Source organism: Shouchella xiaoxiensis (assembly GCF_016907895.1).
Taxonomy (GTDB): Bacteria; Bacillota; Bacilli; order Bacillales; family Bacillaceae_D; genus Shouchella; species Shouchella xiaoxiensis.
The window spans coordinates 41146-63806 of record NZ_JAFBCV010000017.1 but is presented as its reverse complement, the minus strand read 5'-3'; the positions used below and the strand labels follow the sequence as shown (position 1 = coordinate 63806).

The window sequence follows — 22661 nt, the reverse complement described above, 5'->3', positions numbered from 1 at the left end:
ATTGGAGGAAAACAATATGGATAATCGACTACAACGGAAAATAACCAATTTGGAAACAATTGAGCGCTTTCCAGCAAGTGAAGCAATAAATTTTGTTACTCTAAATGAGATGGATGAGGTGCTCGACCTTGGTGCAGGAACAGGCTATATTACATTTGCCATTGCTAACTTGGTCAAATCGGTTCAGGCATTTGATTTTGATCAAGACATTCTCACCTATATTGAAACAAAAGCAGAGGAACAGAACCTAACGAACGTCCAAACAACACAAGGTGATTTTAAATCGATGCCGTTTGCCGAAAGTCGTTTTGACAAAGCGATTGCGTCGATCTCTTTGCATGAAGTAGAGCCACTTGATGAAGCACTTCAGGAGATTTATCGCGTTTTAAAAGACGATGGCTTGTTCCTCTGTATTGAAATGGAGAAGGAAAACCATCCGACTGCGCCGCGTGTTTCCTCAATCGAAATGGAAGAAGCGATGCGAAAAGCCGGATTTACAATCGTAGATAAGCGTCTACCAGCAACAAAAATTGCCAACCAGTCGGTTTACGTTATTGTCGGTAAGAAGTAATTGGCAGACGAAAAGAACCTTAAAAATCAAAAAAAACGCGGAAGAGATTTGATTTATTTCTTTCGCGCTTTTTTAGACTGGGTTTATTAATTGGGAAGGGAAAAGGTTGATGAACTCTAGCAATAATCGGTACGATAGACTAGAAGATCAATCTGATTTAAAGGGGAAGGGTATGCCGAAAATTGATAATATGTTAGCTATTTTATGGATGCTTCGTTCAGGCAAAAAAATAACCGCAAAACAAATCTCAGAAAAATTAGAGATGAATATAAGGACTGTGTATCGCTATATTGACACCATTTCAACAAGTGGCGTACCAATCATTTCAGAACCAGGACATAACGGTGGATACACGTTGTTAAACCATTTTATCGAGGCCCCGCTGTATTTTGATTTTAAGGAGCAAACGTCGCTTGCTCACGCCGCTATTTTTGCAAAAGAAGCCGGGTATTATGGAGGGGAAGCGCTAAATAGGGCCATTTCAAAACTCAATCATTATGCGAATGATGAGCAGGAAACAAAGATAAGCCAACATGTAAGTAGTCTTGAAGTAATAAGTCAATCACGTTCACACTCTATAGCAGCTTTTTTGAAGGAGTTGGAGCAGAGCATAGCTGACGGTTATTCAATCAACATTCTTTACCGTAAAAAGGGTGAGAAGCATTTTAATGATCGATTAATTGATCCGTACAAAATGATTTATTGGAAAAATAGGTGGTATACAATTGGTTTTTGCCATCTTCGTAATGATATCCGTAGTTTTAGAGTAGACCGAATTGAGAGTCTCATGGTTACCGAAAACACGTTTACCCGACCAGAACATTTTTCAGCACAGGACTTTTTTATAAAAAAGCTTCTTCCACCTATAGAAGGCAGAAAAGAGAGTGTATCTTTGGTACTTAATGGCGATGACCATGTATTGGCAGATATTTGCCAACATTGGTTTTTAGGTCATTATTTACATGAACGAACTTCAACACAAGCCGTCTTCTTGCTTGATAGCGATCTCTTGCATACATATGTCCCTCATTTACTCTTACCGTATAATCAATCACTTAAAGTGATTGAGCCACTAAGTCTGAAGAAAAGACTTGTTGAAGTGCTCTCGGAATTAATCGAATTTCATCAAGTATATGAACTACCCTGACGGTAACTGTCAGGGTAGTTCGTGTATGGTAGCTATATCAACGGTGAATGGAGTGTGATTGAATGCAAACAAAACATGCTTTTCTTTATGTATTTAATACAATGTCGGACTGGGAATATGGCTATTTAATTGCTGAGTTAAACTCAGGAAGGTATTTCAAAAAAGATTTAGACCCTTTAAACGTACTGACAGTAGGTGCTACTAAAGAAATGATAACGACGATGGGGGGATTAAAGATCAAACCAGATCTTTCTCTTGATGAATGTAGCTTAAATAGTAAAGATCTTATCATTCTACCAGGAGGGACTACTTGGAATGAAGACATGCATCAACCTTTCTTGGAAAGAATTGATCAAGCTTTAAAGCGGGGTACTATTGTTGCTGCAATATGTGGTGCTATTGAAGCACTCGCCAACAGGGGGCATTTAGATACGAAAAAGCATACAAGTAATAACTTAGACTATACAAAAATGGTATGTCCGAACTATAAAGGCGAAATGTTTTATGAGAACAGGTCGGCAGTAAGTGATGCAAATCTCATTACTGCATCAGGAATCGCTCCGCTGGAATTTGCAATCGAGGTACTGAAAAAAATAGATGTCTTTACACCAGATGCATTACAATCATGGTATAACCTCAACAAGACTCATAAACCAGAATATTTCTACCAGTTAATGAATTCTATACAAAAATGACAGAACTAAAAAAAGCTCAATTCCTCTATTTTGGTTAAAAGAGAGATTGGGCTATTTAGTTTGAATTTTCCTATCGCTATCAATCGCATTCTTTTAAGAATTAAAAGAATGACGCTAACGTCAGCGCAATCAGGAAATGGTGAGACTAAGTAAAGAGAAGACTGGTTAAGCTCAACTGTTCCTCCGTGGCAAGCTTCCGCCTGTAATAGGGACAATCAACTCGCTCCAGCCATCATCAAAGACTTCTTTTTTTGAAGCCCAAACCCTGCTAGTCAAGTAGATTAAGTGAGTAGTGCGAAAAGTGTGCTATACTTAGTTGGGAATGACTGGAGGTAGCTAGATGGAACCGCACGCCGATTACGATTACTTTTTTTAATTGCCTTTATACCGCTACTCCACTAAACGAATTTCTGTCTTACAACCAGACGAGAAAGAAGCAGGGACCATGCGACGTTTTTATCGAACGAGGATGGAACGGGTTGTTGATGCGTTTTTAAAAATAGCCAATAAGAAAAACTACATTGCCACAATAAATGGAAAAGAAAAATCATATAGTGCTACTTATTTCTCCTTTAAAAACAGTTTGTGGCGTGATAAGTGGTACATCTATCCGACCGGAACATTGGAAGGTCAACCATGTGGACACTTTATTAATACAAGCAAAGTCACAACAAACCCGTGTTTTCTTTATGAAAAAGGAAATAAAGCTTATTTGTTTAGAAGTGATCTTCTAGATAAAAAAACGTATATAGAAAATAAGCAGAAACAAGTAATCGCCATCATCTTTTTTAAATCATTCACGACGGCGCGAAATACATATATCTCAATCAAAAAAGAGGAACTTGAATCAAGTGAAGTGTTGTTGCTTACTCATATTTATACGACAAATACCGAATAAACGCATCGTTACGGAAACTACTCATGAAACGTTAGAAGAGCGGAAATCTCTTGCTTCGGGTATCGAAATACAATCGAAGCTTATTATTTTCAGAGCAGTGCTTATAGCGCAGGCATTTGTTCTAGAAAAATGAATGATTAACTAGTAGCCAATAAAAAAGGAGAGATTAAATGAAGAAGGTGTTAGCTGGACTTGTTGCAGGCTTAGCGCTTGCAGCATGTTCCGGGGAAGCTGAAAAAGAATCACTTGAGACAGTGAACATACCAAATGAACCGCTTGAAGTAACTATTTTTGAGTCAGAGAAACAGGCAGAAAATGTGGATGAGGAAGAAGCGAAAGCGAGCATTAAAACATACTTGGACAGCAGCGAAACCTTATTAAATCAACGCTATCCTTATGAAGAAGTACTTGATTTAGGAGAACCGCTAACGGAATCTGAACAAGCAACGTTCACGGAGATTAATACTCTGTTAAAAGAAAACGATGAAAACTTTGCATTCTATATTGATAGCAATACGCTACCTGAAAACTATCAGGAAGAAACAGAACGAATTAGCGCCTATGTAACTGGTTTTAATTCTTATCTCGTAGAGCTTGATTTTCTTATGGATGACGAAGAAGAACTCGCCCTTGCCGATTTAGCCGTTCTTGGCAATATGCCTAAGCATGTTAACGGAAGAGAACAGGCGAAAATAGAAGAATTTTTGACTGAAAAAGGGATTGAAACAAAATTGTTTGCTGACATGCAGTGAAGAAGGGAAGCGAAGGATGAATTTCAGAACCGCACTTGAAGCAGATCTAAACGCCATTGTAGCCATGCTTGCTGATGATGAGCTTGGTGCTACACGAGAAAAAAACGTAGAGCCACTTCCTGAGGCATACATAGAGGCATTCCGAGCAATTAAAGCTCAAAAAGGCAACGTTATTTTACTTGTAGAAAAAGAAGACACGCTCGCCGGTTTTCTTCAGTTAACGATTATTCCCGGTTTAGCGCGGACGGGAATGAAGCGAGCACAGATAGAAGGTGTTCGAATTGGTCGAGCGTTTCGTGGACAAGGAATTGGTGAAGCCTTAGTGCAAAAAGCGGTTGACATTGCCAAAGAAGAAGGCTGTGGACTCGTCCAGTTAACGACAGACAAGCAGCGGAAAGATGCGCACCGCTTCTATGAACGAATTGGGTTTGAAGCAAGCCATGAGGGGATGAAGCTGGTATTTTAGAAGGAGAGGGTGTCGTGTACAAACAAACATTATGTTTTATCCGTAAAAAGGAGAAGCTGTTAGTTCTTAATCGAGAGTATAAGCCATTAAAAGGGCTTTGGAATGGCGTTGGCGGTAAGATTGAACCTGGTGAGACACCGAAAGAGTGCGTTATTCGAGAAGTCAAAGAAGAAACGGGAATTGATATTAGTTCGTGCAACATTATTGATAAAGGCATTATTACATGGAATACAGAAGACAACTACAGCGATGGACTTTATGTGTTTGTTGTAGCCATTGAAGACACTTATGACTATCAAACTCCTAGAAAAACAAAGGAAGGAATTCTCGATTGGAAATAAATTACCTGGTTAACTAGTGAAAAAAATTTTGGTGTAGGACAAATGATGCCTTATTACTTAAACAATCTCTTAAAGGAAGAGGGCGTGTTTAATCATCACTGCATCCTCCATAACAATATGTTAATTAAATATGAATTATTGCCGATTCATCATAGGAGTAAAAGTTGTGATAAAGAAATTATTCTATAAGAAAAGTCCTACAAATTTAACAATCAAAGCAATTGAAGCAAAACTAGCAGAGTACGGTTTCTCGAATGGATTTACTCAGGAAGTTGGTAGCGTACTAGCTGAGCGAAAAAAAGAATTCGACAACGATACGTTGTTCCAAAAATGGTTAACACGTTTGCATTATCGTCTTCCTGAAGGATTCAAATCTGAAGGTAAGGCAGCTCAGCTTTACGACCAGTATAAAATAGAAATTGATCATGTGCTTAAGCAATTAGAGCAAGAGACCAAGCTGTCTTGGCAAACTCAGACGGAAGATTTGAATTACCTGAATGAAAGCGCACGTAAGTGCCAACTTGTGATCAGGCATCGCTTAACGGAAGCGATTGATGAAATATTGGATCAGTGCTAGCGCATTCTGCGATTTACAATAAAGGAAAAAAGAAAGCCAGAGTAGTAGTTGTTCTGGCTTTCGTTCTGTTTAATTCTATCACTTCATAGGAGGAACGCTCGTCAAAAGCTGACTCTCTTTTTCTAGTGACATCCCCGCTTGCCAAGGACCCGTGCGCTTCGTTAAACTCCAGTTCAGCGTGTCAATAATCGTTTCATCAAGCGAGCGGTACGTCAACCCCGCAGCAATTGCCTTGTTACTATTTACTTGTAGCAAGCCGTTCATGCGGAGGGAATCAGGCAGCCAGAAGGGAAGTTCAATCCACGGCTGTACGTCGTTTTCTTGTAACGTCTCCTCATTTACCCAATAAAGCTTGGTTTCTTGCGGTGCTACAAGTTCCTGACATCGCTCAAGGAATGAGCGGAATGAAAGGGGGGCTTGTGGTCCCGTTGCATTAAATGTTCCTGTTTGTCCCTGCTCAATTAATTGAAGAATCCATGTAGATAAATCACGCACGTCAATAAACTGAACAGCTTTGTTCTCAGAAACATCGGGCACAAGCACGTTGCCTCCTTGCTTCATACGCCAAGGCCAATAAGTAAAGCGATCCGTTGAGTCATCAGGACCGACGATCAGCCCGGGACGAATAATGAGGGAGCGGTCATAGAACGTTTCATTGACGATAACTTCACTAGTTGCTTTGTTGCTCGCGTAGTCATCTTGGTCGAGCTCGTGAAGAGCATCCGATTCAAGGACAGGACCCGATTGGAGATTTTTGTAGGCGCTGACGCTTGATATATACACATACATCTTGCAGCGATCCTTCAGCTGATCAACAGAACGACGCACATCTTCGGGGTCTCTTCCGGCCACATCAATCACAACATCCCATTGATCTGTTAAACGCTTACTATCATCCGTGCCCCGGTCGCCAATAAGATGAGTGACACCAGCTGTATGCTGGAGGAAAGTCGGGTTTGTTGTGCCACGATTAAATAACGTCATTTTCATTCCTCTTTGCACAGCCTGTTCAGCAAGATGTTTGCCTAAAAACAAGGTCCCTCCAAGAATCAGAACGTTCATGATGCGGCCTCCTGACCGAGGACTGAGTCAATGACCCCATACGTTTTAGCTTCGGATGCGCTCATAAAATAATCTCTTTCCGTATCGTGTGCAACTTTATCATACGGCTGTCCGCAAAGATTAGCGATGAGCTGATTTAATTGCTTTCGCTGCTTTAAAATTCGCTGAGCATAAATATCCATATCAGAGGCTTGCCCCTTCATACCGCCAAGAGGCTGATGCAGCATAATTTCTGCGTGGGGTAGGGCAACACGCTTGCCTTTTGTGCCGGCGAGCAAGAGCACAGCACCAAACGAAGCAGCCATACCCGTACAAATTGTTTGAATATCTGGTTTGATATGGTGCATGGTGTCCATAATTGCAAAACCGGCTGAGATAGAGCCGCCGGGCGAGTTAATATACATGGAGATGTCTTTATCAGGGTCCTGCGAGGATAGGAACAAGAGCTGAGCAGTGACGCTGTTTGCCAGCGTATCATTAATTTCCGTCCCAATAAAAACGATCCGGTCTTTTAACAAACGTGAATAAATGTCATAGCTTCGTTCACCATGATTGGTTTGTTCCATGACATAGGGGATGGGAATAGACATTTGATTCTACCTCCTTGTGTAGTGTTCGATTAAGCTGCCATTCTACATTCCGAACTAGAACGAGCTTGTTGTTGCACATACAGTGCCGGGATGGAGATTGTATCGCTTAACAGGCTGGCAAGCAGCTGAACGTCTCCAAGCTGCAACGCTCGACTATAAAGCTGGACGCGAAGCACGTCTTCTTCAGTAAGATAATCAGGCTGATCGAACTGCTCACGAACATCACTGGTAATTTTCTGCCGGGCGCGAAACAACAGTGCCTTAACTGCGCCGACACTGCGGTTGGTCAAGTAAGCAATATCCTTAAGGCTGCATTGGCACACGTCTGCCATTAAAAAGATGACTTGTTGCTGAATCGATAAGTTTTTTACAACGCCGTTTAATAAGTAAGAAAGGTCAAATTGAGCCATAAACGGAGCTGGTTCTTGCGAAAGCTGACGATCATCTTCAAACGGAACGGCCGTTATTTTTTGTTTGCGAACCTCATCAATCCAAGCGTTTTTAGCAATCGTTGCAAAATAAGCCTTTGTGAAGGGCGTTGACTGCTTATTGGCGCGTTGAAACGCTTTAATCCACGTTAGTTGCATCAGGTCTTCAGCGTCTTGTTGGTGGTTAGTCAATGCATAACAAGTCTTCCAAATAGATGAGGAAGCACGCTGCCATGCTTCATTAAATGGTTGATTCACGGCTTTCACTCCTTTTAAACGCTCCTTTCATGGCTTATAACGGAAAAAGCTGTAAAAAGGTTACGCTCAAACAAAATTTTATTGGTATTATCATACACGAAATTGCGTTGAGAGGCATTGTTGTGCATTTCTTTTAAATCTAGTCAAATAAAACCGTTATTTTCTGTTATAATGAGAAACATTATCAATTAAACATATGAAGGAGATACATTATGCGCACTATGCTTTTTGTTACACTAACTGTTTCAGCTTTGTTTACTTTATCAGCCTGTCAAGGAAGTGATGCAGGAGAGGAAAGAACCGACGATAGCCATACAAAACAATACATGGCAGCAAACGGCGAGGTGGAAATTCCGGAAAATCCTGAACGAATCGTTGTTGCTGTTAACAATTTGGTTGGGTATTTTGAACCCCTTGGTATTACACCGATAGGTACACCTGAGGAAGTAATGGAAAACCCTGATTTTCAAGAGATCTTAGCAGACGTGACGAGTATTGGGACGGTAGACAATCCGTCGCTTGAAACAATTGTGGAATTAGATCCAGACTTAATTATTACACTCACACGGTATGAAAACATTGAACAATTTGAAGCAATCGCACCAACAGTAGCGATTGAGTATGGCGAAATGGATTATCGCGAACAGCTGCGAGCGTTTGGGGAGATGACGAACAAGCAGGCAGAAGCAGAGGAATGGATTACAAACTGGAACGAACAAATTGAGCTACATAAGGAAGCGGTGCATGAAGCTGTTGGCGAACAAACCGTATCGATTCTTCAACCTCACGCGAACGGCATCTATGCCTTTGGCCACAACTATGCAAGGGGCGGAGAGATCATCTATGACGAATTTCAGCTCAAGGCACCTGAAATTGCTCAAGCAGAATTAATCGACAACCGTGCAGGATTCGCGGAAATTTCAATTGAGGTGTTGCCTGATTATGCAGGAGATTTTCTCTTTACCGCGCCATGGACTGGTGACGATTTAGAAACGAGCGACGTTTATGAAACCTCCATATGGAAAAACTTAGACGCTGTAAAAAAGGATAACGTTTATATGTTTGAGAACAAATTCTCAAACTACAATGATCCCGTTGCGCTTGAATCACAGCTATCATTTATTGTGGATGCGCTAACGAAGTAGTAGAAAAGAAGCTTGGCTCTTAGCCAAGCTTCTTCTTGCGCTCAGACTGATTCTGTAAAATAATAGAAAAAAAGGGGGATGCTATGGTTTATAAAGCAATTGTTCTTTTTATTCATCTGTTATTTATTTTGTTTGGCTTTTTGCTTATGATTGGTGGTCCTTCAGCTCCTGATTATGAAAGAAACATGAATGTCGCGTATTTTTTTCTATGGTGTGTAATTGGTTTAATTATAGCTTCGTGTTGGATGAATGTAAGGTGGAAGAAATGGTGGCTGTTGCTTCTTTCGGTTATCGCAATACCGTTTTTCTATCAATTTGCAATCGAATTATCGCTTATATTTGGCTATGATTAACAAGCTTCCTACATCAAAAGGTGTAGATAGAAATAGTCTGAAGTCCAATGTGCGAACTGAACATTCCTCGTAAACTAGAAGTATTAAAAGCTTAGAGGAGAGTATTCAACATGAAGATAACAAAACTAGAAATTCATACATCGCATTTTGAAGAGACGACACTGTTTTACCGGGAGACACTTGGTTTTCCTCTATTAGCTACATCTGCCACTGAGGCAACCTTTCAATGTGGGGAGACGGCTCTAACGATTAAGCGAAGCACATCCGATTATTACTACCACTTTGCTTTCAACATCCCACCTAACTTGTTCTTAAAGGCGAAAGAATGGACGAAAAAAAGAGTTGTTTTGCTGCGAGAGCGAGGACAGGATGACGTTCACTTTACCGATGATATGGCGAAAGCGATTTATTTTGAAGATCCGGCTGGTAACATTGTAGAATTTATTGCCAGGAAAGAGACAACACCGAATGCCTCAGAAGAAAAATTTACAATCGGTCACATCAGCGGAATAAGTGAGATCGGATTGTCATCAAATCAGTTAAAAGAAGATGCAAATCAACTGCTCTCAATGGGCATTCCAGTTCGAAATGATGAAGTCATTCATTACTCAAGCTATTTAACTTTTTTCGGGGAGTATACAGACGGCGTTTATATTATCCTGGCTCCAGTCGGACGAAGATGGCTGTTTTCCACAAAAGAGGCAATCGCGTGTCCGATTTTAATTGAAACAGATCGAGGAACGATCACTCGAAAGGAATAAAAATAAGCCAATAAGATTTCAGCGACTGAGATCTTATTGGCTAATTTTATGTGCCGAAATCCATCACGCCCGTAAATAAAAAAATAATCCATAATAGAATATTGAAGGGAAATGACAGTGAGAGAACGAGCGAGAAGATCGGTAAACCTTTCTTTTCTGATGAGACGATTGCCAGAATGGATAAGAAAACACCAAGTCCCGTTAATGCAAATGCAAGAGGATCACCACCAGAACCATTTCATCACAATGGAGAAAACAAACGTTAAAACAAAACAGGCGCTCCCAACAGCTAGTGCACTGTAACGAATCCACGCACTCCATTTTCTAAACCGAGTTGTCACAGCTGTCATATGATCGTACTCCTTTCAAAGGAGAATTTGTTTCCATTTCTTTTACTATGGATGATTAATAAATTGTAGTACAATTATGAAAAAAAGATCATCCCTTAAAGGAGTTTACGATGAAAGAAATCGTTTGTTATACATATGAAACGTTTTTTGAGGAAGTTGCGGCAGCGGAGGTATTCACTTATCTTCACTATGACCGTCATCTGTTCCAGTGGAACAATCAAGTAATTGAAAATACCTATGAAACAACGGAAGACGAACTTAAAGAAGGCTCCACATATAGAAGCAAGATGCGAGTTGAAAAGAAAGAAATAGAAATTACGGTTACCATTAAAAAGATGGATGTACCTAACCACTTCATTGCTCATGCCCGAACAAAAGAGGGCGTAAACATTACGCAATACATACTAGAAGAGCGAGATGGTGGTACGCATTTTCAAGTAATCGTTTCTTTAATTCCAGGAAATCTTTTTTACTGGCTCTTAGCCCAAACGACGAAATGGGCTGTAAAGTTTGTTTACAATGACGTTTTCGAAGCGTTTAAGAAATATGTTGAAAAACGTCCTGATGCAGAAAAAACCGCGTAAAAACAAAGCTGCTTAAAAAAGCAGCACTTTTTTTGGATATTACCTTGCATTACAAGATACTATGGGCTATGCTTATTTTACCTTGTAATACATAGTAGTTAGCAGGAGGGAATGGATTGTCGCATACTCAAATGATGAAGGGCATCTTGGACGGCTGTTTACTGGCAATTATTCATGATGAAGAATGTTACGGCTATGAAATGGCGGAACGTCTTGAGCGGTATGGATTTTCAAGTATAAGTGAAGGAACGATTTATCCGCTATTGCTGCGTATGCAGCGAGAAGAGTTCGTTACATCACGCCGAAAAGCTTCTACAGCCGGACCAAAAAGAAAGTACTACTCGCTAACAACGAAGGGAGAGGAAGAGCTGCAAGCGTTTCTTGCTAGATGGGAGAAGCTGGAAGCGAATGTAAATGCCGTAATTCACAAAAAAATAAGCAATCGAGAGGAGAAGTCCGATGACAACGATTAATTTGTCTCAAGAAAGCAACCGTTTTATTGAAGATCTACGCGTCTATTTGTATTCAAGTGGCAAAAAAGAAAGTGAAATTCATGAAATCATTGAAGAACTGGAAGTGCATCTGTTTGAAGCAGAGGCAAACGGGAAATCGATTGAACAAGTTGTTGGCAACTCGCCGAAGCTTTACATGGAATCGATCTCTAAAGAAATGAAAACCGATCATAGGGGTTGGTTAAAAATCATACCAATCATTTTTCTAGGTGGATTATCTTACTCGATTCTTGGTGATTTACTTAGTCAAGGAACGCTAAGCTACAGTATTCTCTTACTGGTTGGTCTGGTGCTCAATTTCTTGCTTTTCTTTTTTGGCGTAGCCCTAAGCTTCCGGATTAGCGCTAAAAATAGCTTTAGAAAAACAACGGAGCTGCTCTGTCTTGCCGGACCAATCTTGGTTAGCGTGCTGTTTTTTGTAGCAATACTATTGATGGATAGGCGCTATGTCACGCCTGTGATTGAATTTGGAACAGCGGCGAGTCTCTTTATTGGTTTCGGATTCGTTCTGTTTCTAATCGCTTTATCGATCTGGTCGAAAACAATCATTATTCCGCTGACCTTACTTGCGCTTTACCTACCGTCTGAACTCTTAAAACAAACGTCGCTTAGTGAACAGACTCAACTCATTAGCAGCATGCTGCTGACGTACGGCATAATTGGCGGCTATCTCCTATTGTTTTTTCTAAAAGAAAAGAAAAAGGAAAATGAGCCAGTATGAACCGAGTAAAGATAGGTTCATGGCTACTAGATATCGATGTTGAAAAGACGGCAACGTATTATCGGCAAACGAAGATGATTGCTTGTACATGTGAGGACTGTCAACATTATGTTGCACAATGCCCGCAATTTTCTAACGAACGGACTGCTTTTTTTCATTCACTTGGGATTGATCCGCGAAAGGAAGGAGAAGTCTTTATCGTGATGGAAAATGACGATGGTACGGATTTATACAGCTGCTTTTACCATATTGTAGGTACGATCATTAAAGGTCCTGATGACAAACAAGTGATGGATACGGCTGCTGATTTTCGGTATTATTTTACTAATGAATTAGATTTAGTTCCAGAGGATTTTCCAAAACCAATTGTTCAAGTCGGAATGGAAATGAGTCTACAGAAGCAAGGTAATGTCTCATTGTAGTAAACGTGCGCGAGTTGACAGATGAACGATTAAAGGATATTGTATCCCCATCAAGTCTTTTATTCAAAAAAGAAGGTGATACGGTGAAATTCTCACGTGGAACAAACTATGCGCTTCATACAATGCTGCATTTAGCGATGTCGTCGGATAATAATAAACCAATTGGTGTTCAGCAGTTAGCGGAGCAGCAGTCGGTTTCACCAACGTACTTATCAAAAATTTTGACCAAGCTTGCGAAAGAGGGGATGGTTACATCCGTTTCAGGCGCAAATGGCGGCTATTCCTTGCGTCACAATTGGGAGTCCCTTTCGTTTCTTGATGTGATTCATGCGATTGAAGGAAAAACCTCGTTGTTTGACTGCCATTTTGGACATGGGTCAGGCTGCCCAATTGAGCAAGTCATGGTGCGAGCTGAGAAGAAGATGGAAGAGGAATTACGGCAAAGTAAGATTGCTGATTTAGTAAAAGATAAAGGCGCTGCTCATACATAAGCGGAGCAGCTTTTATCTTTGTTGAATTAAAGATATTACAGCTCTTTAATAGAGTGAGAAGGAGATGAAAGAAGAATGAATCAATTAAGTGATGTTGCATACTGGGCAGAAGCGTGGAAGAATGATCCTCATTCACCGATTAAAAAAATGAAGAAAGCAGGACTCGCTTCGCCTCATTCAGCAGGATTTATCAAGTGGGCAGAAGCATTTGACGCCAACTCTTTTACAGCGGAAGCAACGAAACGAACGGAACGCATTCTCAAGTGGGTGGAGCAGTATACAGGCTCACTAAATGGACGAACAATTTTAGATGTCGGCGCAGCCTCAGGCGTGTTTAGCGTGCCAATGGCAAAGGCAGGAGCAATCGTTACTGCCCTAGAGCCGACGAACATTCTGCGCGAGAAGCTTGTAAGAAATGCACCTAACCATTCGGTCGATGTGAGCATAATTGGGCAATCATTTGAAGAGTTAGCAGTTGACCAACTGCCTCGCTATGATCTTGTGTTTGCTTCAATGTGTCCAGCTATGATTGACTGGGATGCGGTCCAAAAAGCAATTGCTCTATCAAGCAAGCATGTTTACATTAGCTTAATGGCAGGACCGAAGAAAAATAGCCTCGTTGAAGAGCTGCTAAACGAGTTGAAAATAGAAGCACCTATCCAGCGTACATCGGATATGATGTATGTACTCCAGCTTCTCTACTTAACTGGCTATTCGTATCAATCACTGATTGAACAGCATGAAAAAACGATGCTGATGAAACGAGACGATGTGCTACAGCAACTTCATGCCTGGTTTTTAGATTACGACGTCACGCTAACGGATCAGCAACAACGCCTGGCAGCTGATTTAGTAAAGAAAAAGTATAACGACGATATTCCTGTCATAACAGGAGGACGCTTTGGAAAAGTGCTTATTACGAAAGAACAAACAAGCTTTCCGAACTAGCGGGGAGCTTGTTTGTTCAAGTGAAACAATTATGTAAGTCAACTCGTAGGATAGCTAGAGGTGATTGGATGAAAACAAAAATCATTTATAAGCTTGATAATGGCAAAGAAACGGAGACTGTTGTCTTTGAAACAACTAACCTTCCCTTTATTCCAAATCGAGACGATACATGGATTCGTGACGGCTGGGGCTATGTGATTGGCTATCGTGAATATACATATTCAGACGATTGCGTAGAAGTTACCGTTTATGGTTACCGTGAAGGGAAGAAGCGGTGAAATAGACCGTAGTGTTTCAAAGGAGGCTACTATGCACTGACGTTGCATGAGGGCTTGTGTTTAAGGAAGGTATTATTCTTTTGGAAGAGCGGTAGAACAGTGATGTACTGAAGAGGTCTTTTTTTGACCAATCGGTGGAACCATTTTAACCAGTGAAGCAGGCAGCGTTCGGTTTTAAACGAACGCTTTTTTGTTGTCATGCATCCTTTAGCTGCTCCATCAGAAAATCACGAAATAAAAGTGCTGATGGAGCTAAAAACCGTCCTTTGGCAGAAGCAATGCCAATCACTCGTTGTGCTTTAAGTGCCTGCAGGGGCAGTTGCACAACATTAGCCGGTTTATATGGAATATCAGGCAAGATTGATATCCCAAGCCCAGCTGCAACGAGCCCGGCAACCGTATCAACTTCAGCTCCTTCAAATGTGATCTCTGGCTCGATGCCGACATGATTGAACAAATCATCAACAAAATGGCGCAAGGAAAAGTCTTGCTTTAGATGAACGATCGCTTCATCTTTAATATCGGTGAGCGTTACGCTTTGTTGCGCAGCGAGAAAATGATTTTTAGGAAGGTAGACAAACAAGTCTTCTTTAAATAAAGCTGTAAACTCAATCTGCGGATGTGTTGCTAGCTGATTGGGAGAAATAAGGCAGTAATCGAGCCTTCCGCTTTCCAGTTGTTCGACTAAGAGATGAGAAGCATTTTGCTCCAGGTCAAATGTAATCGATGGATGCGTCACGCGAAAAGAGGCAATTAATTGTGGAATCTGTTCCTTGCTTAACGAGTGAAGGAAGCCGAAAGCGACATTGCCTTTTCCCGGGTCAAGCAATTCCTGCAGCTCTTGTTTACCTTGCTCAAACTCGTTCTGCATGGACTCAACGCGAAGTTTAAAACGTTTTCCATACGCATTTAACTTGAGGGAGCGCCCACGTCGGTCAAAGAGGGGAACGCCAATCTCACTTTCAAACCGGGCAATGGAGCGGCTTAGTGCAGACTGTGTAATCGCCAACTCGTTCGCTGCCTGCGTAACGTGTTCTAGCTTTGCCAATGATAAAAAATATGTAAACTGTTCCCATTCCATCGCTTATTCCTCCTTCTTTATTACATAGAAGACTTGAAATCATTATTATAATGAATTATACAACATAAAGCGGAGGTGATACGATTAATTGAAACGAAAAAAGAGGCAAGGATGAGGGAATTGGACTACATTCGAGAAGGAACATCATCATTTAAGAAAGTAAATCTTGCCTTATTTATTGCTGGGGTTAACACGTTTGCGATTCTTTATTGTGTACAGCCATTATTAGAACCGTTTACAAGAGAGTTTGCTGTGTCTCCGTCTGTTTCAAGTTTGGCACTGTCCGTTACAACCATTTTTTTAGCAGTAAGTATGCTTGTGATGGGCTCGTTATCAGAAGTGTGGGGACGCAAAGGTGTAATGGTCGTGGCGATGTTCGCATCTTCTTTCTTATGTTTGGCATCGGCATTTGCGCCAGATTTCTATACACTGCTTCTTTTACGACTGGTCATTGGGATTACGCTTGCTGGTGTGCCGTCCATTGCGATGGCTTATTTAGGTGAGGAAATGGCAAAATCAAGCTTGGCGAAAGCCATTGGTATTTATATTAGCGGAAATGCTTTTGGGGCGATGGCAGGACGATTTTTAGCTGGATCTCTAGCTGATTTGTTTAATTGGCAGACCGCTTTGTTTGCGATTGGCATGATCAGTTTAGCAGCAGCGATTGCTTTTTACTATTTGTTGCGACCGTCACAGCATTTTCAAGCGAAAAACCTTCATTTTGGCGAGTTAAGTCGCGCTCTAGGAGTCCATTTAAAAAGCAAACCATTGCTTTCGTTGTTTGGCTTAGGCTTTCTATTACTCGGAAGCAATGTTGCCCTTTATAACTTCATTGGGTTTGAATTAATTAATCGCTATCAAGTAGAAGCAGTTTATGTTAACGGCGTTTACCTTCTGTTTATAATCGGCATGTTCAGCTCGGTCTTAATTGGCCGACTTGTGGCAAGGATTGGGCAAGTTTATTCGCTTTATACGGTATTCCTGCTTATAAGTTGCGGTACGATTGTCTCGCTCATGGATGGGGTCGGTTTTAAAATTATCGGCTTAGCCTTGACAACGTTTAGCTTTTTTGGCGGACATTCGATTGCGAGCAGCTTAGTTAGCCGAATGGCAATGGCAAATAAAGCACAAGCATCCTCCCTTTACTTGCTGATGTATTATGCTGGTTCCAGCGTCGGCGGGACGCTTGCAGGCGTATTCTGGGGGCAGATCGGCTGGGCCGGTGTCGTCATCGTTGTAAATGGGTTTATGGTGATCGGCATCGGGTTAATTCGCTGGTTTTCCAAAACAACCAGATTAGAAATAGAACAAGACAAGGCTTCTTCTGTTTGAGCGGAAGTGGCCTTTCTTGCTTGCATAAACCACCTATCTATGTAAAAATAGAGTGATCGTTCTATCAAGGAGGCGGATTGCGATGAGTGAAAAACGAAAACAACTGCTGACAACGGCAGAACATTTATTTTACGAAAATGGCTTTCACCATGTTGGACTCAAACGAATTGTGAGCGATTCAGGTGTCGCGTTAATGACGTTATACAATCATTTTCCTTCAAAAGAAGATTTAATCTTAGAAGTGTTAAAAAGTCGTGAGACAAGGTATTTATCGTTGCTAGAAAATCATAGCGAAAAAAGCAAGCACGAGAAAGCAAAAAAAATCGTGGCAGCTCATGTGAAATGGTTAAGCAAGCATGGAAATGGCTGCATGTTTTTAAGAGCAAAAGAAGAGTTTGCCCATGTGAACGAAGCAATCGTTAGGCAAGTTGAAGCTCATAAAAATCAGATGATTGAGTCGTTTCAGCTGTCAGGCTTTACGAGAGGAGAGGCACTTCAGCTTGCCTTGCTCTTGGAAGGGGCGACAGCACTTGCCGAGGTCAAGAAGCTTTCAGAAGTTGAACGCGAATTAAAAAAGCTAATTGAACAGCTTTATCACGAGTAAGTACTGAAGGGTACTTGCTTTCCATTTCACTAAAAATATAATGATCGTTCTATATAAAAGGAGGGAATGATAATGTGGAAATACATTTTACCGGGGATTGCATTGATTGGCGTGACCTATGCCTTTGCTCGCTTCAGTTTTGGTTTGTTTCTGCCACAAATTACGGAGTCTCTTCGTCTCAGTGATAGTGAGGCAGGGATGATTGGCTCATCGGCATACCTTGCATACACACTTGCCTTGGCAAGCGCAGCTTTTTTCATTAAGCAGTATCAGGCTAACCGCGTTATTTTTTGGGCAGGTTTTACGGCTGTAATTGGATTATTTGTGATGGCGATTGCACCAAATTTCACTGTCTTACTAAGCGCAGTTTTTATTGCCGGACTTGGCAGCGGCTGGGCATCACCTGCTTATGCTCAAATTGTAAGTGAACGGCTTTCAGATAAGCAGGCTGATCGAGGAAATACGTGGATTAATAGCGGAACGAGCTTCGGCTTAATCATCTCTGGACCTATCGCGCTGTTTTTTACAGAATACTGGCGCGTTGCGTTTTTACTATTTGCAGCGATGGCGCTCATCGCTCTCATATGGAATCGACATACGCTGAATCAACATTCTGAGAAACGGTCGAAACGAGATAACTCAAAAGAAAAGGGCTCTGGCTCAGCCGTTTTAGCGCGAGCGAAGAGTATCATCTTGGCTGCGCTGCTTGTTGGTGTAAGCACCTCAATCTATTGGACGTTTTCACGTAGTTTTTTAACAGTTGAATATGAATGGACCACTTTTGCAAGCATCGTTTTTTGGGTACTTATGGGCGTATCAGGAGTGGTAGGGGGACTAAGTGGGGGCATAATTAATCAATTCGGTTTATCGCTTTCCTACCGGCTAACGCTCGTTTTTCTCATTAGCTCGATCTTTCTATTAACGGTATCGAACGTATTAGCTGTATTCAGCTCTGCCATTTTTTTCGGCAGTATGTACATTTTTATGACGGGTTTGTTTATTGTCTGGTCTGCTCGTTTATTTAACGATAACCCGTCTATCGGTGTGAGCCTATCATTTCTCGCGCTCGGGCTCGGTCAAACGCTCGGTTCATTTGCTGGGGGCTATGTCATTGAGATGTGGTCCTACCCAAGCGCCTTTATCTTGTTTGCCAGTGTTGGTATCGCTGGATTCTTCATACCAGTTATGCAAAAAGGGGATTAAGCAAGACCCATTCGCTCTACTATTTTTTTGGCATGAAAGTAGTCTCGATCGCTATCACTTCCAGCTTTCCCAGAAAAGTAAGTGATAAGGGCATACAGTTTTTCAATTGATCCGCCAATGTAACAGCTGTAACCAATAGAAGCATTGCTTAAGACTACTAAGCTACCAATGTCGAGAATGGTTTCCAGATCCGTTAATTCGGTCGATTTTCGAAGTGCTTGCTGGTAGTGCAAACCATGAACATGCTCAATTTCTCCATTAAGAAGGCCGAGGACAGCTTTGTTGTATAGAACATAGATGGCACAAATCTCGGCACGAGGCGGAATGAAAGGATCAAGTAGATACGGTTGTAATATCGGATAAGTATAAGAAATTGGCTGAGCCATAAGCGTTTCATGAAAGAACCTATCTACTTGAGATATGCTCCATGTAAGCTCTTGATCATGCGACAGTGTCATATAGTCACTCCTTTTTAGCTTTATTCGATTCCTTTTTTCTAGAGTGGCGTTTTTTTCGACGCTTACGAAGGAATTCAATGAAATATACAAGGGTAATGGCAGTTGTGATAATAAAAAGGTAGTAAAAAAATCCCCATATACTTTCTCCCGTTAGAAGCGTAAAAATTAAACACATAAAAAGCACGACTACAATCGTTAACATTATTTCTCGACGACTTGGGCGAGGCACAGAAATCAACACCTTTCTATAGCGTGTTCTTTACATTCCCTTAATAAAAAACAAAAACGACTAAATACTTAACAGCTTCCTTGCATTTTAGTAGACTGGAAAAAGATAGATCAATAGACAGGAAAACGGGGGAAATCATGACTGCTAGATATAAAGGAACGCACACAAAACTCCACTTCAAGGAAAATACAATTGTCTTAACGCATAATCGAACGAGGCAAAAGCTCACCAGTGTTCGAGCTGTTGTTGAAATTGCTATTGATGAGATTGAAGAAATTATTATGGAAAAGCAGGGTTTAGTGCAAAGCGGTTATTGCTTTTTTAGACGAAAAGGAGTGCAAACAAATCACGCTACACATATGGCGCTTAGAACGAGTGAATATGCCGTCATGTTATCAAAAAGACAGTATAAGTCATTTTTAAAGCTTAAAGCGGCAGTTGAAGAAATGCAAGAGAACATGGTAATACTAGATGCTTTCGATAAGCAAGCAAAGCAGCTCCTCGCAGACCCAGAGCATTCTATCACGTTCGCGGCTCATTCTGGAGAAGTGGAAATTCAAGCACACGCGGTTTCCCTTCATTACAACCGCAAACATAATGGTGCGAAAGGGTCATTAACGATTAATCTTAATGATATTTTACAAGTGCTCGTGCATATGCCCACAACTGAAAAAGGGGCTTTTATCGTTCAATATATGGGGTTCCAGCCAGCGGTTCACTCTAGAAAAGAGCCAGCAAATGAACTTTCAATCAAAAGTGCGAATAACTACAATTATTTGCAGGAGGCACGCGAAATCATCCATAAACTTCAGGATTTACAAAAGGAAAGCTAACGAGCAAATCACCCGAACATTTTTTGCTTGAGAAAAGGAATAATAAGCAAAGAAGGGTGAAACGTTTTGTTGAAAAGAATAGTAGCTTGCTTCCTAATGATTGGACTCCTCATGCATCAATCAGATAGTGTGACAGCACAAACGAAAGAGATTGAATTAAGAGATGATGTCATACTAGAATTGCTATTCCCCATTATTGATCAAGAACTGACGAAGCAATTCCATGAACTAACCCAGTATGATTGCCAGCAGCTCACTTCACTGAAACGAAATGAAATCGGTGGATTCTACTTTGATATAGAGCTACAGGTCGTTACGTTTGAAGGGCCGCATAATCCACCTAGCTATTTACTAAAGATGGCGCTAACCAATGCAACTACTGATGAGAAATGGAAAGTAACGTCGTTTCAGAAGCGTTTGTTAAAAGAGGGGGAGCCAATTCCCTGCAGACGCCGAGCCAATTAAACAAGTAAGCGTTCGGTTCGTTAAATGAATCCTTTCATTCGTTATAGTCGTAGACCTGTTTAACGTAGCAATGGTACATTCGATTTGATTCCCGAATTTTTAGAGGAGATAAAACACGTTGTTTAAAAGTACACAAGATGAAAGCGAGGGGGAAAAATGATTCTACACACAGAACGTGAAGGCAAGGGCGATGCGGTTCTACTTCTACATAGCGGTTTACAAACGGGGAAGACTGATTTTGTCCATCTTGCTAGCGAATTAAACCAGTCATTCTTTGTCATACGCCCGGACCTTCGTGGTCATGGTCGTTCGAAAAGTAATGATATTAATAACTTCTTTGAAGATAGTGCAGATGATTTAGCTCAAACACTGGCTCATTTGGAAGTACATAAAGTTCACGTGATTGGCTCTTCTTTAGGAGGGCTTGTTGCGATGACATTTGCAAAGAAGTTTCCTCATCTTATCAATAGTCTTACGCTTTCAGGTGTGAAGCCTGTTAAACCGTCTAATTGGTCACTCATTCATCAGTCAGAAGTTGACGCGCAGGCACAGCTTCTAACAAATCAGGAGGCGGTTGCGTATTATGACCACTTGCATCAGTCAGATTGGCGCTCATTTTTAGAAATGGCCAAGGATGAGGCGTGGTACCCGTTTCAAAAAATGAACAATATAGTTGGGATAAAAGCCCCTATTTTTATTATTGTTGGTGAGGGAATGGAGGATGAGGTAAGGGGAGCACTTTACTATCAGGGGCTTAGTAAACATGTCCGCATAGCGATTGTGCCTTTCGCTTCTCATCTTGTACATGCGCAGCAACCGGAGTTGTATACAAAGCTTATGCAAACATTTTTAGCCGGCAGTAGTAAACGTTTGTAAAAATTAGATTGAAAGAGACGAGACGAACCTAGGTTATTGTCGAAAAATACTTTTAACAAAGGTTGTCGGTAAGCATAGCAATCAACATTTTTAACAATAATTTCCCAACAAAAAAGCTTATTTTTACGAAGTTTTTCATAAATATACAGATAAATTTGATATTTTCCTTCGATTACATGAAAATGGACCGTTCTTTTTCCCAATATCTTTTTTTTCAGACAACGTTACAATAAAGGTACGCAAGCGCTACTTGCGAACAAAAAGGAGGAGTTCGTTTGATTGGTAAAAGGAAAAGTCACACGTTTCTTCAGTCAATTGGTTTCACAGCTCTCGCTTCTGCTTTATTTATCTTTGGCAATGCCGATGCGGCGAGTGCACATGGCTACATTGAATCTCCTAAGTCCAGAGCTTTACTTTGTTCAGAACGTGTAAACACAGATTGTGGCGGTGTCATTTATGAACCGCAGAGCCTTGAAGCGCCGAAGGGTTTTCCAGGAACGAGTATTCCTGATGGACAAATTGCTTCAGCGGGCGGAGTTTTTCCACAACTAGATGCGCAATCATCCAATCGATGGTCAAAAGTGAGCATGAATAGTGGCCGCCAAACATTCAGATGGCACCTGACAGCGATGCACGCCACAGCGAAGTGGCATTACTATATTACAAAACCAAACTGGAATCCAAACCAGCCTCTAACGAGAAATCAATTTGAACTTGTTCCGTTTTACGAAGTATTTGACGGTGGCGCACGTCCTGGTCAAAAAGTAAGCCATGAATTAACGGTACCACAGCGGTCTGGCTACCATATCATTTTAGGTGTATGGGATGTTGCCGATACCGCAAACGCTTTCTATCAAGTAATCGACGCGCAGTTTACAGGAGGAAGTAATCCAAATCCTGATCCGGGACCAGGTCCAGGAACACCTGATCCACCTTCAGAGTTTCCAGCTTGGAGTGCAACGGCCATCTATGTTGGTGGAGATCGTGTAAGCCATAACGGACAAGTGTACCGTGCTAAGTGGTGGACTTATGGTGAAACACCAGGACGCGCGGAAGTTTGGGAGCTTGTTCGCTAAATTCATTTACTTCCCCCCCTACACTATAAAGTTCGCTAAAAGGGTCTAACAAATCCTTACGGCGAGCTTTTTTTGTTATGATGACTACATAACGTTTTCTACGAAGAGGCACCTACATAAAAAAGTATGTATTTAGATAACGGTAGATATGGAG

Annotated in this window: 31 protein-coding genes; 25 read left to right on the top strand and 6 right to left on the bottom strand. The window is 41.2% G+C overall.

Annotation, left to right across the window (positions count from 1 at the left end):
* Window positions 1-16: 16 nt before the first annotated feature.
* The 8 genes from JOC54_RS19965 (at window position 17) to JOC54_RS19930 (ending at window position 5447) form a co-directional block, all read left to right on the top strand.
* Window positions 17-571, top strand: a complete 555-nt coding sequence (locus JOC54_RS19965; RefSeq protein WP_204468662.1) for a class I SAM-dependent methyltransferase — start codon at window positions 17-19, stop codon at window positions 569-571.
* A gap of 172 nt (window positions 572-743) precedes the next feature.
* Window positions 744-1718: a helix-turn-helix transcriptional regulator gene (locus JOC54_RS19960; RefSeq protein ID WP_204468660.1), complete on the top strand. Its 975-nt coding sequence runs from the start codon at window positions 744-746 to the stop codon at window positions 1716-1718.
* A gap of 62 nt (window positions 1719-1780) precedes the next feature.
* Window positions 1781-2413: a type 1 glutamine amidotransferase family protein gene (locus JOC54_RS19955; protein WP_204468658.1), complete on the top strand. Its 633-nt coding sequence runs from the start codon at window positions 1781-1783 to the stop codon at window positions 2411-2413.
* 376 nt (window positions 2414-2789) lie between these two features.
* Window positions 2790-3311, top strand: a complete 522-nt coding sequence (locus tag JOC54_RS19950) for a tubby C-terminal domain-like protein (protein ID WP_437183592.1) — start codon at window positions 2790-2792, stop codon at window positions 3309-3311.
* Window positions 3312-3481: 170 nt separating this feature from the next.
* Window positions 3482-4063 (top strand): NDxxF motif lipoprotein, encoded by a 582-nt coding sequence (locus JOC54_RS19945; RefSeq protein WP_204468654.1) that lies wholly within the window; start codon window positions 3482-3484, stop codon window positions 4061-4063.
* Window positions 4064-4079: 16 nt separating this feature from the next.
* A complete protein-coding gene (locus tag JOC54_RS19940; RefSeq protein WP_204468652.1) occupies window positions 4080-4529 on the top strand; it encodes a GNAT family N-acetyltransferase in 450 nt (149 codons plus the stop codon).
* Window positions 4530-4543: 14 nt separating this feature from the next.
* Complete coding sequence (locus JOC54_RS23530) at window positions 4544-4870, top strand: NUDIX hydrolase (RefSeq protein ID WP_437183591.1); 327 nt, start codon at window positions 4544-4546, stop codon at window positions 4868-4870.
* 166 nt (window positions 4871-5036) lie between these two features.
* Window positions 5037-5447 carry a hypothetical protein gene (locus tag JOC54_RS19930; protein ID WP_204468650.1) on the top strand — a complete coding sequence of 137 codons (411 nt, stop codon included), beginning with the start codon at window positions 5037-5039 and terminating at the stop codon, window positions 5445-5447.
* A gap of 78 nt (window positions 5448-5525) precedes the next feature.
* On the opposite strand, the gene JOC54_RS19925 is transcribed toward JOC54_RS19930, so the two are convergent.
* The 3 genes from JOC54_RS19925 to JOC54_RS19915 are packed head-to-tail and all read right to left on the bottom strand — an operon-like array spanning window position 5526 to window position 7785.
* Entirely contained in the window at window positions 5526-6509 is a 984-nt protein-coding gene (locus JOC54_RS19925; RefSeq protein ID WP_204468647.1) for an NAD-dependent epimerase/dehydratase family protein, read from the bottom strand.
* Window positions 6506-7099 (bottom strand): ATP-dependent Clp protease proteolytic subunit, encoded by a 594-nt coding sequence (locus JOC54_RS19920; protein ID WP_204468645.1) that lies wholly within the window; start codon window positions 7097-7099, stop codon window positions 6506-6508. The genes JOC54_RS19925 and JOC54_RS19920 overlap by 4 nt, the downstream gene beginning before the upstream one ends.
* A gap of 29 nt (window positions 7100-7128) precedes the next feature.
* Complete coding sequence (locus JOC54_RS19915) at window positions 7129-7785, bottom strand: RNA polymerase sigma factor (protein WP_204468643.1); 657 nt, start codon at window positions 7783-7785, stop codon at window positions 7129-7131.
* A 212-nt stretch (window positions 7786-7997) separates the two neighbouring features.
* Between JOC54_RS19915 and JOC54_RS19910 the strand changes: the two genes are divergently transcribed.
* From JOC54_RS19910 to JOC54_RS19900, 3 genes are all read left to right on the top strand, one after another.
* On the top strand, window positions 7998-8930 hold the full coding sequence (locus JOC54_RS19910; RefSeq protein WP_204468641.1) for an ABC transporter substrate-binding protein: 933 nt from the start codon (window positions 7998-8000) through the stop codon (window positions 8928-8930).
* Window positions 8931-9013: 83 nt separating this feature from the next.
* Complete coding sequence (locus JOC54_RS19905) at window positions 9014-9283, top strand: hypothetical protein (RefSeq protein WP_054793019.1); 270 nt, start codon at window positions 9014-9016, stop codon at window positions 9281-9283.
* A gap of 110 nt (window positions 9284-9393) precedes the next feature.
* Entirely contained in the window at window positions 9394-10044 is a 651-nt protein-coding gene (locus JOC54_RS19900) for a VOC family protein (protein ID WP_204468639.1), read from the top strand.
* A gap of 221 nt (window positions 10045-10265) precedes the next feature.
* Here JOC54_RS19900 and JOC54_RS23275 read toward each other — a convergent pair whose 3' ends face one another.
* Entirely contained in the window at window positions 10266-10394 is a 129-nt protein-coding gene (locus JOC54_RS23275; protein ID WP_275582733.1) for a hypothetical protein, read from the bottom strand.
* 110 nt (window positions 10395-10504) lie between these two features.
* On the opposite strand from JOC54_RS23275, the gene JOC54_RS19895 reads away from it, so the two are divergent.
* From JOC54_RS19895 to JOC54_RS19865, 7 genes are all read left to right on the top strand, one after another.
* Window positions 10505-10978 carry an SRPBCC domain-containing protein gene (locus JOC54_RS19895; protein ID WP_204468637.1) on the top strand — a complete coding sequence of 158 codons (474 nt, stop codon included), beginning with the start codon at window positions 10505-10507 and terminating at the stop codon, window positions 10976-10978.
* Window positions 10979-11094: 116 nt separating this feature from the next.
* Window positions 11095-11451: a PadR family transcriptional regulator gene (locus JOC54_RS19890; protein WP_204468635.1), complete on the top strand. Its 357-nt coding sequence runs from the start codon at window positions 11095-11097 to the stop codon at window positions 11449-11451.
* Window positions 11438-12211: an HAAS domain-containing protein gene (locus JOC54_RS19885; RefSeq protein WP_204468632.1), complete on the top strand. Its 774-nt coding sequence runs from the start codon at window positions 11438-11440 to the stop codon at window positions 12209-12211. The genes JOC54_RS19890 and JOC54_RS19885 overlap by 14 nt, the downstream gene beginning before the upstream one ends.
* Complete coding sequence (locus tag JOC54_RS19880; RefSeq protein ID WP_204468629.1) at window positions 12208-12633, top strand: hypothetical protein; 426 nt, start codon at window positions 12208-12210, stop codon at window positions 12631-12633. Before JOC54_RS19885 ends, JOC54_RS19880 begins: the two co-directional genes overlap by 4 nt.
* An 83-nt stretch (window positions 12634-12716) precedes the next feature.
* The gene (locus JOC54_RS19875) at window positions 12717-13124 is read left to right on the top strand and encodes an Rrf2 family transcriptional regulator (RefSeq protein ID WP_054793027.1); all 408 of its coding nucleotides are present in this window, start codon (window positions 12717-12719) and stop codon (window positions 13122-13124) included.
* 75 nt (window positions 13125-13199) lie between these two features.
* The gene (locus JOC54_RS19870; RefSeq protein ID WP_204468627.1) at window positions 13200-14072 is read left to right on the top strand and encodes a class I SAM-dependent methyltransferase; all 873 of its coding nucleotides are present in this window, start codon (window positions 13200-13202) and stop codon (window positions 14070-14072) included.
* A 68-nt stretch (window positions 14073-14140) separates the two neighbouring features.
* Window positions 14141-14350 (top strand): hypothetical protein, encoded by a 210-nt coding sequence (locus JOC54_RS19865; RefSeq protein WP_204468625.1) that lies wholly within the window; start codon window positions 14141-14143, stop codon window positions 14348-14350.
* A gap of 196 nt (window positions 14351-14546) precedes the next feature.
* Here the strand turns inward: JOC54_RS19865 and JOC54_RS19860 are convergent, their stop codons facing one another.
* The gene (locus JOC54_RS19860) at window positions 14547-15431 is read right to left on the bottom strand and encodes a LysR family transcriptional regulator (RefSeq protein WP_204468623.1); all 885 of its coding nucleotides are present in this window, start codon (window positions 15429-15431) and stop codon (window positions 14547-14549) included.
* A gap of 120 nt (window positions 15432-15551) precedes the next feature.
* Between JOC54_RS19860 and JOC54_RS19855 the strand changes: the two genes are divergently transcribed.
* The 3 genes from JOC54_RS19855 (at window position 15552) to JOC54_RS19845 (ending at window position 18570) form a co-directional block, all read left to right on the top strand.
* Window positions 15552-16763 carry an MFS transporter gene (locus JOC54_RS19855; RefSeq protein ID WP_204468621.1) on the top strand — a complete coding sequence of 404 codons (1212 nt, stop codon included), beginning with the start codon at window positions 15552-15554 and terminating at the stop codon, window positions 16761-16763.
* 82 nt (window positions 16764-16845) lie between these two features.
* The gene (locus JOC54_RS19850; RefSeq protein WP_204468619.1) at window positions 16846-17367 is read left to right on the top strand and encodes a TetR/AcrR family transcriptional regulator; all 522 of its coding nucleotides are present in this window, start codon (window positions 16846-16848) and stop codon (window positions 17365-17367) included.
* A 72-nt stretch (window positions 17368-17439) separates the two neighbouring features.
* Window positions 17440-18570: an MFS transporter gene (locus JOC54_RS19845; RefSeq protein ID WP_204468616.1), complete on the top strand. Its 1131-nt coding sequence runs from the start codon at window positions 17440-17442 to the stop codon at window positions 18568-18570.
* On the opposite strand, the gene JOC54_RS19840 is transcribed toward JOC54_RS19845, so the two are convergent.
* Window positions 18567-19028, bottom strand: coding sequence for a hypothetical protein (locus tag JOC54_RS19840; protein WP_204468614.1), 462 nt, complete (start codon window positions 19026-19028; stop codon window positions 18567-18569). The genes JOC54_RS19845 and JOC54_RS19840 overlap by 4 nt on opposite strands.
* A gap of 366 nt (window positions 19029-19394) precedes the next feature.
* Here JOC54_RS19840 and JOC54_RS19835 point away from each other — a divergent pair, with 366 nt between their 5' ends.
* From JOC54_RS19835 to JOC54_RS19820, 4 genes are all read left to right on the top strand, one after another.
* Window positions 19395-20090: a hypothetical protein gene (locus JOC54_RS19835; protein WP_204468612.1), complete on the top strand. Its 696-nt coding sequence runs from the start codon at window positions 19395-19397 to the stop codon at window positions 20088-20090.
* A 69-nt stretch (window positions 20091-20159) separates the two neighbouring features.
* The gene (locus JOC54_RS19830) at window positions 20160-20555 is read left to right on the top strand and encodes a DUF3888 domain-containing protein (protein WP_204468610.1); all 396 of its coding nucleotides are present in this window, start codon (window positions 20160-20162) and stop codon (window positions 20553-20555) included.
* Window positions 20556-20711: 156 nt separating this feature from the next.
* Window positions 20712-21431 carry an alpha/beta fold hydrolase gene (locus JOC54_RS19825; protein ID WP_204468607.1) on the top strand — a complete coding sequence of 240 codons (720 nt, stop codon included), beginning with the start codon at window positions 20712-20714 and terminating at the stop codon, window positions 21429-21431.
* 275 nt (window positions 21432-21706) lie between these two features.
* Window positions 21707-22507: a lytic polysaccharide monooxygenase gene (locus JOC54_RS19820; RefSeq protein WP_035420427.1), complete on the top strand. Its 801-nt coding sequence runs from the start codon at window positions 21707-21709 to the stop codon at window positions 22505-22507.
* Window positions 22508-22661 lie beyond the last annotated feature (154 nt).

Bases quoted from the DNA above. Each gene is read 5' to 3' on its own strand.
- JOC54_RS19865 (WP_204468625.1), top strand. From the start codon at position 14,141: ATGAAAACAAAAATCATTTATAAGCTTGATAATGGCAAAGAAACGGAG.
- JOC54_RS19945 (WP_204468654.1), top strand. From the start codon at position 3,482: ATGAAGAAGGTGTTAGCTGGACTTGTTGCAGGCTTAGCGCTTGCAGCA.
- JOC54_RS19905 (WP_054793019.1), top strand. From the start codon at position 9,014: ATGGTTTATAAAGCAATTGTTCTTTTTATTCATCTGTTATTTATTTTG.
- JOC54_RS19895 (WP_204468637.1), top strand. From the start codon at position 10,505: ATGAAAGAAATCGTTTGTTATACATATGAAACGTTTTTTGAGGAAGTT.
- JOC54_RS19845 (WP_204468616.1), top strand. From the start codon at position 17,440: ATGTGGAAATACATTTTACCGGGGATTGCATTGATTGGCGTGACCTAT.
- JOC54_RS19870 (WP_204468627.1), top strand. From the start codon at position 13,200: ATGAATCAATTAAGTGATGTTGCATACTGGGCAGAAGCGTGGAAGAAT.
- JOC54_RS19920 (WP_204468645.1), bottom strand. From the start codon at position 7,099: ATGTCTATTCCCATCCCCTATGTCATGGAACAAACCAATCATGGTGAA.
- JOC54_RS19955 (WP_204468658.1), top strand. From the start codon at position 1,781: ATGCAAACAAAACATGCTTTTCTTTATGTATTTAATACAATGTCGGAC.
- JOC54_RS19885 (WP_204468632.1), top strand. From the start codon at position 11,438: ATGACAACGATTAATTTGTCTCAAGAAAGCAACCGTTTTATTGAAGAT.
- JOC54_RS19825 (WP_204468607.1), top strand. From the start codon at position 20,712: ATGATTCTACACACAGAACGTGAAGGCAAGGGCGATGCGGTTCTACTT.
- JOC54_RS19940 (WP_204468652.1), top strand. From the start codon at position 4,080: ATGAATTTCAGAACCGCACTTGAAGCAGATCTAAACGCCATTGTAGCC.
- JOC54_RS23275 (WP_275582733.1), bottom strand. From the start codon at position 10,394: ATGACAGCTGTGACAACTCGGTTTAGAAAATGGAGTGCGTGGATTCGT.
- JOC54_RS19840 (WP_204468614.1), bottom strand. From the start codon at position 19,028: ATGACACTGTCGCATGATCAAGAGCTTACATGGAGCATATCTCAAGTA.
- JOC54_RS19925 (WP_204468647.1), bottom strand. From the start codon at position 6,509: ATGAACGTTCTGATTCTTGGAGGGACCTTGTTTTTAGGCAAACATCTT.
- JOC54_RS19965 (WP_204468662.1), top strand. From the start codon at position 17: ATGGATAATCGACTACAACGGAAAATAACCAATTTGGAAACAATTGAG.
- JOC54_RS19860 (WP_204468623.1), bottom strand. From the start codon at position 15,431: ATGGAATGGGAACAGTTTACATATTTTTTATCATTGGCAAAGCTAGAA.
- JOC54_RS19960 (WP_204468660.1), top strand. From the start codon at position 744: ATGCCGAAAATTGATAATATGTTAGCTATTTTATGGATGCTTCGTTCA.
- JOC54_RS19910 (WP_204468641.1), top strand. From the start codon at position 7,998: ATGCGCACTATGCTTTTTGTTACACTAACTGTTTCAGCTTTGTTTACT.
- JOC54_RS19880 (WP_204468629.1), top strand. From the start codon at position 12,208: ATGAACCGAGTAAAGATAGGTTCATGGCTACTAGATATCGATGTTGAA.
- JOC54_RS19835 (WP_204468612.1), top strand. From the start codon at position 19,395: ATGACTGCTAGATATAAAGGAACGCACACAAAACTCCACTTCAAGGAA.
- JOC54_RS19850 (WP_204468619.1), top strand. From the start codon at position 16,846: ATGAGTGAAAAACGAAAACAACTGCTGACAACGGCAGAACATTTATTT.
- JOC54_RS19900 (WP_204468639.1), top strand. From the start codon at position 9,394: ATGAAGATAACAAAACTAGAAATTCATACATCGCATTTTGAAGAGACG.